The organism is Pseudochrobactrum sp. AO18b, from assembly GCF_000409565.1.
Taxonomy (GTDB): domain Bacteria; phylum Pseudomonadota; class Alphaproteobacteria; order Rhizobiales; family Rhizobiaceae; genus Pseudochrobactrum; species Pseudochrobactrum saccharolyticum.
The window spans coordinates 1-11,541 of sequence record NZ_ANNO01000171.1 but is presented as its reverse complement, the minus strand read 5'-3'; the positions used below and the strand labels follow the sequence as shown (position 1 = coordinate 11,541).

The 11,541-nt window shown below is 48.1% G+C and carries 22 protein-coding genes and 1 pseudogene; 13 read left to right on the top strand and 10 right to left on the bottom strand.

All coding sequences use genetic code 11. From position 1 onward, the window contains the following. From A918_RS0107220 to A918_RS19750, 9 genes are all read right to left on the bottom strand, one after another. Window positions 1-292: helix-turn-helix domain-containing protein (locus tag A918_RS0107220; RefSeq protein WP_022710412.1), on the bottom strand; the 292-nt coding region annotated here is incomplete at its 3' end. After that, window positions 289-1,722 carry a DnaB-like helicase C-terminal domain-containing protein gene (locus A918_RS0107215; protein ID WP_022710411.1) on the bottom strand — a complete coding sequence of 478 codons (1,434 nt, stop codon included), beginning with the start codon at window positions 1,720-1,722 and terminating at the stop codon, window positions 289-291. The genes A918_RS0107215 and A918_RS0107220, both read right to left, overlap by 4 nt. After that, complete coding sequence (locus tag A918_RS0107210) at window positions 1,719-1,901, bottom strand: hypothetical protein (RefSeq protein ID WP_022710410.1); 183 nt, start codon at window positions 1,899-1,901, stop codon at window positions 1,719-1,721. The genes A918_RS0107215 and A918_RS0107210 overlap by 4 nt, the downstream gene beginning before the upstream one ends. Then, window positions 1,898-2,113 carry a hypothetical protein gene (locus A918_RS0107205; protein ID WP_156831398.1) on the bottom strand — a complete coding sequence of 72 codons (216 nt, stop codon included), beginning with the start codon at window positions 2,111-2,113 and terminating at the stop codon, window positions 1,898-1,900. The genes A918_RS0107210 and A918_RS0107205 overlap by 4 nt, the downstream gene beginning before the upstream one ends. After that, window positions 2,097-2,363 (bottom strand): hypothetical protein, encoded by a 267-nt coding sequence (locus tag A918_RS0107200; protein WP_022710408.1) that lies wholly within the window; start codon window positions 2,361-2,363, stop codon window positions 2,097-2,099. The genes A918_RS0107205 and A918_RS0107200 overlap by 17 nt, the downstream gene beginning before the upstream one ends. Before the next feature lie 48 nt (window positions 2,364-2,411). Continuing rightward, window positions 2,412-2,720 carry a hypothetical protein gene (locus A918_RS0107195; RefSeq protein ID WP_238481584.1) on the bottom strand — a complete coding sequence of 103 codons (309 nt, stop codon included), beginning with the start codon at window positions 2,718-2,720 and terminating at the stop codon, window positions 2,412-2,414. After that, complete coding sequence (locus tag A918_RS21750) at window positions 2,713-3,012, bottom strand: hypothetical protein (protein ID WP_156831397.1); 300 nt, start codon at window positions 3,010-3,012, stop codon at window positions 2,713-2,715. Before A918_RS21750 ends, A918_RS0107195 begins: the two co-directional genes overlap by 8 nt. Continuing rightward, entirely contained in the window at window positions 3,009-3,368 is a 360-nt protein-coding gene (locus A918_RS21745) for a hypothetical protein (RefSeq protein WP_156831396.1), read from the bottom strand. The genes A918_RS21750 and A918_RS21745 overlap by 4 nt, the downstream gene beginning before the upstream one ends. Continuing rightward, on the bottom strand, window positions 3,365-3,583 hold the full coding sequence (locus A918_RS19750; protein WP_156831395.1) for a hypothetical protein: 219 nt from the start codon (window positions 3,581-3,583) through the stop codon (window positions 3,365-3,367). Before A918_RS19750 ends, A918_RS21745 begins: the two co-directional genes overlap by 4 nt. A gap of 176 nt (window positions 3,584-3,759) precedes the next feature. On the opposite strand from A918_RS19750, the gene A918_RS0107175 reads away from it, so the two are divergent. Next, a complete protein-coding gene (locus A918_RS0107175; RefSeq protein WP_156831394.1) occupies window positions 3,760-4,071 on the top strand; it encodes a hypothetical protein in 312 nt (103 codons plus the stop codon). 338 nt (window positions 4,072-4,409) lie between these two features. Here the strand turns inward: A918_RS0107175 and A918_RS0107170 are convergent, their stop codons facing one another. Next, the gene (locus A918_RS0107170; protein ID WP_022710402.1) at window positions 4,410-5,153 is read right to left on the bottom strand and encodes an outer membrane protein; all 744 of its coding nucleotides are present in this window, start codon (window positions 5,151-5,153) and stop codon (window positions 4,410-4,412) included. A 492-nt stretch (window positions 5,154-5,645) separates the two neighbouring features. Here A918_RS0107170 and A918_RS0107165 point away from each other — a divergent pair, with 492 nt between their 5' ends. The 12 genes and pseudogenes from A918_RS0107165 to A918_RS0107110 form a co-directional block, all read left to right on the top strand. Continuing rightward, entirely contained in the window at window positions 5,646-5,894 is a 249-nt protein-coding gene (locus A918_RS0107165) for a hypothetical protein (RefSeq protein ID WP_022710401.1), read from the top strand. Window positions 5,895-6,126: 232 nt separating this feature from the next. After that, entirely contained in the window at window positions 6,127-6,921 is a 795-nt protein-coding gene (locus A918_RS0107160) for a DUF3800 domain-containing protein (protein WP_075656906.1), read from the top strand. A 718-nt stretch (window positions 6,922-7,639) separates the two neighbouring features. Then, on the top strand, window positions 7,640-7,768 hold the full coding sequence (locus tag A918_RS22445) for a YHYH domain-containing protein (protein ID WP_156831393.1): 129 nt from the start codon (window positions 7,640-7,642) through the stop codon (window positions 7,766-7,768). Window positions 7,769-8,432: 664 nt separating this feature from the next. Continuing rightward, window positions 8,433-8,708, top strand: a complete 276-nt coding sequence (locus tag A918_RS0107150) for a hypothetical protein (protein ID WP_022710398.1) — start codon at window positions 8,433-8,435, stop codon at window positions 8,706-8,708. Next, window positions 8,708-8,875, top strand: a complete 168-nt coding sequence (locus A918_RS21735; protein ID WP_022710397.1) for a hypothetical protein — start codon at window positions 8,708-8,710, stop codon at window positions 8,873-8,875. The genes A918_RS0107150 and A918_RS21735 overlap by 1 nt, the downstream gene beginning before the upstream one ends. Next, entirely contained in the window at window positions 8,872-9,009 is a 138-nt protein-coding gene (locus A918_RS21730) for a hypothetical protein (RefSeq protein ID WP_022710396.1), read from the top strand. Before A918_RS21735 ends, A918_RS21730 begins: the two co-directional genes overlap by 4 nt. Next, window positions 9,006-9,827, top strand: coding sequence for an ERF family protein (locus A918_RS19745; protein ID WP_022710395.1), 822 nt, complete (start codon window positions 9,006-9,008; stop codon window positions 9,825-9,827). Before A918_RS21730 ends, A918_RS19745 begins: the two co-directional genes overlap by 4 nt. Beyond that, window positions 9,827-10,276 (top strand): single-stranded DNA-binding protein, encoded by a 450-nt coding sequence (ssb, locus tag A918_RS0107130; RefSeq protein ID WP_022710394.1) that lies wholly within the window; start codon window positions 9,827-9,829, stop codon window positions 10,274-10,276. The genes A918_RS19745 and ssb overlap by 1 nt, the downstream gene beginning before the upstream one ends. Window positions 10,277-10,284: 8 nt before the next feature. Continuing rightward, on the top strand, window positions 10,285-10,692 hold the full coding sequence (locus tag A918_RS0107125) for a DUF1367 family protein (protein ID WP_022710393.1): 408 nt from the start codon (window positions 10,285-10,287) through the stop codon (window positions 10,690-10,692). After that, window positions 10,692-10,901, top strand: a complete 210-nt coding sequence (locus tag A918_RS0107120) for a hypothetical protein (protein WP_022710392.1) — start codon at window positions 10,692-10,694, stop codon at window positions 10,899-10,901. Before A918_RS0107125 ends, A918_RS0107120 begins: the two co-directional genes overlap by 1 nt. Next, window positions 10,898-11,269, top strand: coding sequence for an HNH endonuclease (locus A918_RS19740; RefSeq protein ID WP_022710391.1), 372 nt, complete (start codon window positions 10,898-10,900; stop codon window positions 11,267-11,269). The genes A918_RS0107120 and A918_RS19740 overlap by 4 nt, the downstream gene beginning before the upstream one ends. Further along, window positions 11,269-11,541, top strand: a pseudogene (locus A918_RS0107110) (hypothetical protein); the annotation flags it as partial. The gene A918_RS19740 and the pseudogene A918_RS0107110, both read left to right, overlap by 1 nt.

Sequence of the window (11,541 nt, the reverse complement as noted above, 5' to 3'; positions counted from 1 at the left end):
GCCCCCCCCCGCCCCTGTCATCCTGACACCCTAGCGTATAGCTATTTGCAAGCTGACGGCCATCATGTGAAAACTCCGCATGGATGCTGATCCAGCTATTGCTTTCCAGCCATTTCAACTTGCGTCGTACAGTAGATTCAGAACAGCTGCTTTCCTTGCAGATTTGTTCGACTGTTGGAAAGCAACGCCCTGTTTTCCCATTCACCGCATTGGCGAGAGATATCAGCACCAACTTAGCAGCAGCGTCACCAATATCTTGCTCTAGCGCCCATGCGACAGCCTGAATACTCATGCTTCATACCTCGCTGCGTTTCTGACAGCAGAGCAAGCGACATCAATGAACAGATCAACCTGTGTGACTGGTCCGTTGCGCTGCTTTGCAATGTGGAATTCAAGCTTGTTTTTTACTTCTGCCAGCCTGTCCTGACGGGCAATTTCCTTATCCATATCATCGTGCTTTTCACGCTCAAGGTAGTAAGCCTCGCGGTAAAGAAAGATGATTGTGTCGGCATCTTGCTCGATGGCTCCGCTATCACGCAGAGCAGACAGCTGAGGGCGTTTATCGGCTTGTTGCTCCACAGCACGGTTTAACTGGGAGAGAAGCACAACAGAGATATTGTACTCACGTGCCATAGATTTGAGCGCACCGGTCATTTCCGCAATTTCATTTGTACGGTTGCCGGAATAGCGATTACTGGCGCGGATCAGCCCAAGATGGTCAATCATCAGGCAATCAAGAGTATGACCGGCCTTTTCAGAGGCTTCCAGCATCACTTCAAGTTTGACGCGGATATCCGAAATAGAAAGCCCGGACTGCTCTTCAATGAGCAACGGCAGGCCGTCCATTTCTTTCTGAACGCGCTTCAATGCATAGAGGTCTGGCTGAGACAATCGACCTGTGACTAAATCCTGATAAGGAATACGAATATTATCGTCATAGGCCAGATCCGACACGGCTCTGGCCGCCAGCTTCTCAGCATCCATTTCGAGGGAAATAAAGCCAACGCCATGACCCTGCTTGGCAAGTTTGCAGCCAACAGACATTGCAACGGAAGTTTTACCCATTGATGGACGCGCACCAATCAGCGTCAGATCGCGCTTATGAATTCCGCCGGTCACATGATTGATATCCGATAGCCCCCACGACAGGCCGGTAATACCTGTGCCGGTCGCCATAGCTATTTCAGCAGCGATGATTGCGTTAGATGCGGCGTGAGATACAGACACCTGAGACTTACGTTTAGAGCCACGGCGTAAATCAGAAACGATATCATCAAAGATCACGCCAGCCTTAGTAACAAGCTCAGCGGGATTGGAGTTCGGATCACGTGCAGCTGCACTCAGGCTTTCGGCCTGATCTGCCAGCGCCAGCCGTGCTGATTGCTCAATAACCTGTTTAGCGCTCTTCTCGATATTGGCAGAGCCAAGCACTGACGAAGTGGCAAGACGAGCCAGATAATGCGATATACCCTGCCCTGTAGACTGCTCGTGCGTTTCTGCTACAACTTGAGGCAACAGCTTGACCAGAATATCAGGACGAGCAGAATTAAAGCGCTCATGTGCCGAAGCAATTGCCTGATAGATATGCTGGTGTACAGGTTCAATGAAGTGTCTGGCTTCCAGCATAGATGCTACACGGCTAAAGCCACCAAGCATCAGCGAACCAAGAACCTCTTGTTCAATTTCAATAACAAAATCAGCTTGGTTGAGTGCAATGGTCATATCGCACCCAAGTTTTTCTGAATGATTGGGCATTCATAGCAGTGGAAAGCTTTCAGGCAGCGTTTAGCCTCAATCGCATCTAAAAATGCGCCTGTGCTATCAGCCTTGGCCTTAGCATCGACATAAGCCTGCCAGAGGATAAATTCATCTGTTGTGACTGACATAAGTACTGGCTTCATGCTGCCTCACTTTCGCGCTCTTTGCGGCGGGAGATTTCAGCATCAATCAACGTCACAACCTGACGGCGATGCTGTAAAATCTCTTCCTGCTGAATGAACCAAGCCTCACCACGCGTTTTCTTGCTCTGATGAAGGGATATGAAATCTTTGAGGGAATTGACTTGTCCCTCGGCAATTGTGCGCATAGTGCGCAGATTAAGAGTGACCGACATGCGGCACCCGATAGGTTTGAGAACCACCAAACAGATCATCACCAGCAGGCTGCAAAAGACCACTATCAATCAGCCAGCGGCCAACGATGACCGGCACTGTTCGACAGTCAGGCAATGTGAAATAGACATACCCGCCGCCCTTTTCGACGGCGCGAGTTTCTTGTGAATGTTCACGCACTAACGTTGCCCCTCCCTCTAGGCGAGAAAGAACCGGCTTGGTGAAGCGGGGCATTTTCAATTCCTCTGTCATTCTCTCAACTCCGGACAAATCCATTCGGCTGCACCTGCAGCCCACGTTCTAAAGCTGACCGCAATCTTGTGCCGCCGACTGAATGACAGCCAACGAAGCAAGACGGGCGGTTTCGGCGCGATATGCGGCTTGTTTTCTTCTCCCATCGAGGATTGCCTTCATTTCTTCGATTTCTCTGTTTTCAATCCTGCTAGCTTCTTTGTTGAAGACAGCCCTCACTCTGCGGCGCGTCCATGCACCGTTGCGCTTACTCAAATCTGAATACGCCCGCTCCAACATGGACTTGATCGTTTCGCGCACACCGCGCTGACCAATGATTTCGTCCAGCAGAGAAGCGGCCATATCGACATCAGTCATCGTCGGCTCCTTGGCTGAAAAATCCACGTTCTTGGATGAAATTCCCACGTTCATGGGTGGCTCCTTTGTTACGTTTCAAATCAGCGACGACTTGAGACGAGACAGGAGCAACCAGTGCATGGAGCCAGTGGGAAAGATTGCGCTGCGCATACTGAATAAAAACAGACATGCGCAGATACACCGCCAAAGGACTGGAATTGATGGCCGAGACGATCAAGCGGGGGCAAAGAGCCGCCTCGGCCTCACCGGTGGGAGGAGTGACCGGTGATATGAAATAGAAAGAAGAGATCATTTTGCCCCTCCTTGACTCAGTTCAGGCGACATGAATTCATGTTCAACATTCTGAACTGATAGAGGGGGCGACAATGAGCTATCAACGAGCAAAGAAGATCCTGACGGAAATACGCACAAACCACATTCGCGTAGCGGCGAATGATCCGAAGATGTGGGATTTGTCCCTTGCTCTGGAAGAGATGTGTTCTGGCATTCAGCAGCAACTGGATCAGATACAGCAGAACCAAGCAACGATAGCTCAAATGCTTCAACACAAGAAGTAAGGGCGATTGCTTGAGATGCGGAATATCCGCTTTCAGCAAGCGCGGTTAAAAATCCGGAATGTTGCGTGATAAATGGGGTCGCGTGGCTCATGCTGCGCGATCCTTTTTCTTTGGATTAGGCAGCCTATCTCGCTCCAGTCGCATATATGCGCGGACTTCGATTTCTGTTTCTGGCCACACTCTGCCACCTGCACGGAGCCTTTCAATTAGACGCCCGTTTTTGGCCGCTTTGATCCCAAAACGAAAAGCGCCAGTTCCGGTCTCAGATAGAAAAGCTTCAATTTCTTCGAGAAGTTTCTTACTCATAATCACGGTATACACGCAATCGCGTGCATATGCAATACACGCAACTACGTGCACACGCTTTTCCGTGCATATGATAAAAACAAGACATGGTAGAAAACTGGAAAACCCGCCTTTTAAAGGCTGTTGATGAAGACCCTAGATCCGACCGAGCCATCAGCTTGGCGGTTGGCCTTGGCGTGAACACAGTTAACGAACTGCGTAATACCGATAAATCGCCCAGTATTGATAAAGTTCTCAAGCTGGCAGCTGAGCTTGGCCTGAATCTTGGTTATGTACTGTGGGGTGGCGATCAAGATAAATCGCCTATCCGCGGGGATAAAGAAATCCTCGAAACCCTGCACCGGATTGAAGGTCTGGATCAGCGCGGCGTGGAAGTTGTGTTCTCGGTGATCGATACAGTCATCAATCGTCAGCCTTCCAAACAAGAACAGTCATCCTCTGATGATCAACGCGAGCTTGCCACTCACCTCCGTGAGCCAAAGCCATAGATTCAGCTAATTCCTTAGCTTGAAAATCAACTTTCCTCATAGCTGCCAGCAGGCCGCCATTGAGCGTAGCCACACGTAGCAATTCCAGCTTATCAGCTTCTTTTCCTTTTTGGATGCGAGCAAACTTAATCATTCACCAACTCCGTGGATAACATCTCACAATACACTAACTGCACTTGCAAGAATCTCGTTTCCCGCAAGCGCTTATCATTTCACAAAATGAGAACATATCAAGAACGAATTTCAGTTTTAAATACGAAATAATTGCCACCAATGCTTTAGATAGACATAAAAAAAGCCACCCGATGTGGGTGGCTTTCTTCATAAGTGGGTATAAATTAAAACTTATAATTCACACCAATACGAACAGTATGGAATGGCGATTTTGTTGTAACGTTTATGCGTTCGTCCTCGTCACCAAGGCTGAATTTCATTTTGCCTAGGTCAGTGTAGAGGTATTCGCTTTTTACTGTCCAGTTATCGTTGATAGCGTATTCAGCGCCAGCACCAACAGTGTATCCTACACGCGATTTGGAATTGGAGAAACCAATCACGTCACCATCAAAATTAACGGATCCGTAGGTTTCAACTTTACCGTAAGCCACACCACCAGTTGCGTAAATCATGAAGCGTTCTGTTGGCAGATAACCAAGACGAACACGAGTTGTACCGAACCATTTAACTTTGGTGCCCAGTTCAGCTCCAATAACGTCAAAGCCATCGGTAAGGCTGCCAGAAACTTCGCCCTTCAGGCCAGAACCCTGAAAGTCTGTTTCGAGGCCAACAACTGTCTGGTCAAACTGCCAGTTATAACCGGCTTGTACACCACCAATAAAACCGCTCGATGTGATTTTTGCTGAACCGGATACGATATCAAACCAATCACCTGCGTCGTAATATTGCGCAGCGAATGGGTGCTTAAATTTTCCTCCAGCATAACCGGCGTTCAGACCAATGTATCCGCCAGTCCATGAAAAGGTGTCAGCGACAACTGGCGCTGGCTCCGAGTACACAACCGCATCAGCAGCATAGGCTGAGCTTGCAGCAAAAAGAACGGTAGAAGCTAATAATATACGTTTCATAATTCACCCCTATTTATTGAAGTGAATTCAGAATACGTCAAAATACATCTATTCAATATAGCAAAAATACAACACAAGACACCAAGAAACACCTTATACATTTGGAATTATAATATAAATTGATAATCAACAGCTTAGATGAAAGTCCTAATAACTATACTAAAATTTTAGAGAAAATATTGGTAATTTATTAGTTAAAAAATCGATTTAAATTGCAACTCTCAAGTGCACTAATATGAGCATCAGGCGAGTAGCAGCCTTTAGCCTGATTAAAACTCTGCACCACAAACAGTTCAGCCATTACGCAAACTCCCAGCGACTGATTCAGCTTTATCTTGACCAGATACAGTGAACATATCAAGAACGATTTAACGCAAGCGAACAGATTTTTAACGGATGGTTAAGGATACACTATATGTGGTGCAACCGACTATCTACGCCCACAATTAAGCGTATGATGTCTGTGGAGAATATTTTAAGGAGTAGATAATCATGCAGCCAGACCCACGCATGGACGGGGTAACCGCCAGTCAACTTGTTTCCGGTGCTTTAATAAGCGCCTTAGTATCTGCCTTGCGGCGCAAAGGCATATTTTCCGATAACGAAATCACCGAGATTTACACAGAAGCACTAACACTGCTTGAAATAGACCAAAGCCCACAGCTTGATTTTAAACGTGCATCAGACATGGCAATTGGGATGCTAAGAGCGCAGTTGGGCACGCCTAATAATGATAATTAATCTTAGGCGGCGAAATGTAGTGGAATCGTGGGAAGGCACACAAATGCCGGGTTTCTGGCTTGTGGAAATACCTCTATTTAAAGCTCTATACATACAATCGCGCACTCGTGAGTGAGGATCAGATAATATCTAAATTGTCAAATGCACCGCTGAAAATTTGCAGGTATTGCTCAATACTATAAAGTAGTTAAATTACGAGACACACAACATTTATAGGCTAGGTAAATCCAACGTGTCACACAGTTATGTCGCCTTTATTGATGAATCTGGGGATGATGGTTTTAAAAACTTTCGCGTTCCTTCAAGGCGTGGAGGTTCATCGCGTTGGTTGGTGATTTCTGCAATAGTTTTCCGAAAATCATACCATCTAGAGGCTGTAAAGTGGCGGGATGAGATAGTTGCGCAAATGCCTGACAGGAAAGGCAGAGAGTTGCATTTCGCTAACTTAAATCACGGTCAAAAACTCGCAGCTGCTAAAGCCTTATCGAGTAAGCCCATCAGGTCTATTAGTATCCTCTCGTGCAAAGAAAAAATACCAGAAGGTATCTACACGGCCAAAAACCAACTGTATTTCTATTTATGTCGGCATCTAATAGAGCGTATATCTTGGTTATGTAGAGACATGCGTCCGCATGTCCCCGAAGGCAATGGGAAGGTAGCGATTACCTTTTCCCGCCGTGGTGGCATGAACTATCAGGATTTTAGATATTATATGAGCCTCTTAAAAAGCAGTAATGCGGAAGACTGTCGAATTCACTGGCCTGTGATCGACCTCGAGGCTGTAGAAGCTAAAGATCATAGTAAGAATGCATCATTACAGCTTGCGGATATCATCGCTTCAGCGGTCGCATCAGGTGTTGAGCCTGATTTATATGGAAACTGCGAAGAGCGTTATGCAGAAATATTGAAGCAAGTGACCTATCAGCGGAAAGGAAGTTTCCTGAGCTATGGTATAAAATCTTTGCCAAAATTTGAGGAGTGCGACCTGTCAAAGGATCAAATTAAAATGATGAAGATATGGAAATAAAAAAGCAGCCCCCCGGCCCATAATTGCGATCTCTCGCCTGCAATCTTTCGAATGCTTTGGGTTATCCGGCGCTTGGCTGCCAAACACTGTATAGCATAGCTTCTAAGCGTATTCCAGAAATTTCTGTTAACTTCATTAGGATAAAAACCTATTTATCAGCTTAATTATTAATTATATTATTAAATCAGATAAATTAGATTTTATACGGATGATTGAAGTATGCGCCTCACCACGAGCGCCGGTCACTCCGGCGCTTTTCTTTTGCGCGGTGAATTGAATTTTAGCTAGACTAGCCCAATCTGATATACTACCATTTCACTGCCTTGCTCTATCCAAGAGTATCACCCTCAAGCCTCAGCTTTTGCTGGGGCTTTTTTTGAGACGTTATTCTGAAGCGTTGCGCTCACTCTAAAGATATCTTCAGGGGCAGTTTCTGATAGCCACCATACTACCACATCACGAAAGAGTTATTATTTCTCGACTTCACCCCAGCTGCGCGCTAAGCTCTTGAAAGGTTACGCGCCCTCCTCGCTCTGTAATACATGGGAAGCTTTACAGAGGGAATCCGGATTGAGCGCGTAACCTGAAATGCCTGTCCCCAAACAGAAAGCTTCGGGTAACTCCGGAGCTTTTTGCTTTAATGTCGTATAGCGGCACTAGACTATTCTTTATTTCAAGTTAAGCTTACTGCACGATTCATGCATTCGGGGGATTGAAAATGCGTAAATTGGTAATTGGCCTTTCAATATTTTTCATTGGTACATCGGCAGCTTTGGCACATAGCGGCGGAACGGATTCAAAAGGCTGCCACACAGAGCGCAAGACTGGTATCTATCATTGCCATTAAGCCGAACAATATAGAATGAAATCAGCCCGCCTCGTGCGGGCTTTTTGCTGCTCTTAATGGACTCGACAACTTTTATTGAATCAGAGACGATCAATATGCAGCCCCTTGAAGGCGTAATGGTTGACTACCTTACCAAACCTTCTAGGCGACCTGCATCCTGTGCCTGCACTTGATGGAATAGGCCGTGGCAGCCGCGCTTGGCAAGGCTACGACAACCGCCGGATGCTGCAGGAAGTCGCACAGGGCTGCCAAAGGATGCTCGCGACATCCAATGGCAGGCCGGTAATCGTACGAACGGCGGCTTATCCGTTCACTACGGTACTTGAGCGAAACCCTTTTAGGTATCGTTCCGGAGCGATCCGAGGGCATTTATATGCGAAAGCTTAAAAACCTTCTGATCAATATCACAATCAAGTTCGATGTGGCCGCCTGCCTCTTCGGTATCGCAGCCATCATTCATGCTTTGAAGTGATGCTTAAGGGCGTTGAGGCTTAATAACCTCAGCGCCTTTTTGCATTCTGATTCTAGCATGGTTGGGGTGTAGTGCAAATAAAATACACGCTATTGCGTTTATTCTATTGTAATGCACGCAGAAGCGTGTATATTCAATCCATCAACAGCGCGAAGAAGCAAACGCCGATCCGCTAAACGATGGAGAGAACCAATGAGCCTTTATGCATACAGCGCAGAACTGCATGACCCAGTGCTTGGCTTTGTTATTTTTCAGGATGAAGTTGAGCTTGATGTGTCCTTCTCAATGGAAGGCTGTGAACCACGCATAACAGTTGAAGGCGTCTATAAGAACGGCATCAGCCTGTTCAACGGTTCTCCTGTACTCAACAAAATCGCTCATATGGTCGCTGATCAGGCGCAGGATGATGACTGGCTTATCGGTCGCGTAGTTGAAGATTATGCCGATGAAATGCCGAGGGCTGCATGATGGATGAGGAATTAGAAACACTCGTCTGGAACGCCTATTGGGATGAAGGCAACACCAAGACGGCACTGGAACGTGTCGTTCAGGTTGTGCGTGATTACGACAAGGCCGCCCTTTCCACTTCCAATTCCAAAGTCACCAAGATCGTTCCACGCCGGAGGGCTGCATGAAGCGCTCTGACCTTGAAAAAACAAAGGCCGAAATAGAACACGGCCTCAAAACAACCTCCGACATTCCAACCCGCCGTTATCTTGAGAAGAAATTCTATCAAGTGACCGAGCTATTGAAGGAACTGGCAGCATGAGCGCCGCACCCGCAATTATCGAACAGACAGCAGAACTCCAGCCGGTTCAGCAGAACGAAGCCGCAGCTATCATTCAGGTGATTGAACGCGCGGCCATGAACCCGAATGTCGATATCGACAAGATGGAGCGCCTTTTGCAGATGCAGGAACGCACCATGGATCGCAATGCAAAAGCGGCTTTCAATTCTGCCTTCGCCCGTATGCAACCTGAACTGCCAGCCATTGAGAAGAACGGCAAAAGCAACAACGGCGCTTATGGTCTTTGGGAAGATATTCAGGGCGGCATCCAGCCGGTGCTGGCTAAGCATGGCTTTGCTCTGTCATTCAAAACCAAAGTCGAGCAAGACGCCATTACCGTCACCGCCATTCTTCACCATGAAGAAGGCCATGACGACAGCACCGACTTGAAGCTGCCAACCGATAAAAGCGGCAGCAAGAACGCTGTGCAGGCGGTTGGCTCCTCGGTCAGCTATGGCAAGCGTTACGCAGCCTGCGCCCTGCTCAACATCCGTGTTGGCGGCGAAGATGATGATGGATCGGCAACCGGTGAAATCGTCAATCATGATCAGCGTCCCACCGCACCGAGCAAATCCAGTGCTGCACTGAAACGTGCCGACGAAAACGGCGATGATGCGTGGAGCCGCCTGATCAAAGACGTTCGCGCCGATATGGCTGATTGCCAGTCACTCGTCCGGCTTGAAGCCATCAAACAGCATTATCGCAGCCGGGCAACCGGTGAACGCTGGCCGCGCGCTTGGATGGATGCGCTTGCCAACGAATTTGAAACTTATGAACAGGCATTCGGAGAACAAGTATAATGGCCGGTTCAGTCAATAAAGTCATTCTGGTCGGCAATCTTGGTGCTGAGCCCGAAATCCGCCGCCTGCAATCCGGTGAGCCAGTTGCCAATCTGCGTATTGCAACATCAGAAAGCTGGCGCGACCGCCAGTCTGGTGAGCGTAAGGACAAGACCGAATGGCACAGCGTTGTAATCTTCAACGAAAACCTTGCAAAACTCGCAGAGCAATATCTGAAAAAAGGCGCCAAGGTTTACGTTGAAGGCCAGCTGCAAACCCGTAAATGGGCTGACCAACAGGGTAACGACCGCTACACGACCGAGATTGTTCTGCAGAAGTTCCGTGGCGAATTGCAGATGCTCGACAGTCGCAGCGAAGGTCAAAAGCAAGGTCAATCACAACAATCCGGTCAGTCCTACGCCCAACAGTCTGGCGGCTACGGCGGCATGGATGATGATTTACCATTTTGAGGTGAGCCATGAGCAAGAAAGACAAACCAATCTATGGCTTCATACGCTTGGGCAACGCTCTTGTACCGGCCATGAATTACGATCTGGCCGCTCTTGAAAGTATCGCTCAGGGCGAACTAGTCAAAGTCGAAATCAAGCAGTTTCGTAATGTCGGCCGTCACCGTGCCTATTGGGCAATGCTTCAAGAGGTAATTGATGCTTGCGGTTTGGATTACAATGCGGAGAAACTGCACGATCTGATTAAGCTGCATAACGGCGTTATTGATTTTATCACCCTACCGAGCGGCCTGACTGTCTCTATTCCCGCATCCATTTCCTTCGACAAAATGAGCGAAACTGACTTTCAGACCTTCTTTCGCAAGGCTGAAACATGGCTCGCTAAAACATACGGATATTTCCGTCAGGAGGCAGCATAATGCAGACTGTTCCTATGACAGCCCCTTATGAGTTTCGCCGCAGCAAAAAGCTAGCGCAGGCTCATATCCGCTCAACAACTGAATTGAGGAACGCGCCGGAAGTGCTGGCCAATCGTCAGAAACGCCTGAATGACCGGATTTCCGATATTCTGGCTGATGAACTGGCTGCCGCTTTAGCCGCTCTCAACTTCAATGAGGCGCAGGCATGAGCAAACGTATGGAGTTCACCCGTAAGGACAAGGCAAAGATCATCGCCCGTGCAAACGGCAAATGTGAAAAGTGCTCTGCCATGCTCAAAACCGGCGAAGGCGAAGTGGATCACATTCTACCTTGTGCACTCGGCGGCGAGGCAACGATTGCCAATGGCCGCCTGCTCTGCCGTGTCTGTCATGTTGAAAAGACGGCCGGAGACATCAAAGCAATTCGTAAATCAGACCGGCAGCGTGACAAGTCCAGCGGTGCGGTAAAGCCAAATTCCGCCCTCTCCGGCCGCAAATCTCCCAAGCCTCCACTCACCAAAATCGTTCAGAACCGTCGCTCACTTTACGAGCCAATCCAGCCACAGGAGCGCATGTAATGACAAAACCATTCATCGACAATGAAAAATACTGCACCACTGGCGAAACTAAAAACCACTTCGGTATTACGCTTCATCGCATCAAAGCCAAAATTGCTATCGGCGTTATTGCTGCCGGAACAATCGGCGGCTGGGTAGAGAAAGAAAGTAATATCTCGGTCTCCGACAATGCATGGGTCTCCGGCGATGCACGGGTCTCCGGCGATGCACGGGTCTACGGCGATGCATGGGTCTACGGCAATGCACGGGTCTCCGGCGATGCACGGGTCTAC

Coding starts and splice junctions, on each gene's coding strand:
- A918_RS0107210 (WP_022710410.1), bottom strand. CDS start 1,901: ATGAAGCCAGTACTTATGTCAGTCACAACAGATGAATTTATCCTCTGG.
- A918_RS19740 (WP_022710391.1), top strand. CDS start 10,898: ATGAGCAAACGTATGGAGTTCACCCGTAAGGACAAGGCAAAGATCATC.
- A918_RS0107150 (WP_022710398.1), top strand. CDS start 8,433: ATGAGCCTTTATGCATACAGCGCAGAACTGCATGACCCAGTGCTTGGC.
- A918_RS22445 (WP_156831393.1), top strand. CDS start 7,640: ATGCGTAAATTGGTAATTGGCCTTTCAATATTTTTCATTGGTACATCG.
- A918_RS19750 (WP_156831395.1), bottom strand. CDS start 3,583: ATGAGTAAGAAACTTCTCGAAGAAATTGAAGCTTTTCTATCTGAGACC.
- A918_RS21730 (WP_022710396.1), top strand. CDS start 8,872: ATGAAGCGCTCTGACCTTGAAAAAACAAAGGCCGAAATAGAACACGGC.
- A918_RS19745 (WP_022710395.1), top strand. CDS start 9,006: ATGAGCGCCGCACCCGCAATTATCGAACAGACAGCAGAACTCCAGCCG.
- ssb (WP_022710394.1), top strand. CDS start 9,827: ATGGCCGGTTCAGTCAATAAAGTCATTCTGGTCGGCAATCTTGGTGCT.
- A918_RS0107205 (WP_156831398.1), bottom strand. CDS start 2,113: ATGTCGGTCACTCTTAATCTGCGCACTATGCGCACAATTGCCGAGGGA.
- A918_RS0107165 (WP_022710401.1), top strand. CDS start 5,646: ATGCAGCCAGACCCACGCATGGACGGGGTAACCGCCAGTCAACTTGTT.
- A918_RS0107195 (WP_238481584.1), bottom strand. CDS start 2,720: ATGACTGATGTCGATATGGCCGCTTCTCTGCTGGACGAAATCATTGGT.
- A918_RS0107120 (WP_022710392.1), top strand. CDS start 10,692: ATGCAGACTGTTCCTATGACAGCCCCTTATGAGTTTCGCCGCAGCAAA.
- A918_RS0107125 (WP_022710393.1), top strand. CDS start 10,285: ATGAGCAAGAAAGACAAACCAATCTATGGCTTCATACGCTTGGGCAAC.
- A918_RS21735 (WP_022710397.1), top strand. CDS start 8,708: ATGGATGAGGAATTAGAAACACTCGTCTGGAACGCCTATTGGGATGAA.
- A918_RS0107170 (WP_022710402.1), bottom strand. CDS start 5,153: ATGAAACGTATATTATTAGCTTCTACCGTTCTTTTTGCTGCAAGCTCA.
- A918_RS0107200 (WP_022710408.1), bottom strand. CDS start 2,363: ATGACAGAGGAATTGAAAATGCCCCGCTTCACCAAGCCGGTTCTTTCT.
- A918_RS0107215 (WP_022710411.1), bottom strand. CDS start 1,722: ATGACCATTGCACTCAACCAAGCTGATTTTGTTATTGAAATTGAACAA.
- A918_RS21750 (WP_156831397.1), bottom strand. CDS start 3,012: ATGATCTCTTCTTTCTATTTCATATCACCGGTCACTCCTCCCACCGGT.
- A918_RS21745 (WP_156831396.1), bottom strand. CDS start 3,368: ATGAGCCACGCGACCCCATTTATCACGCAACATTCCGGATTTTTAACC.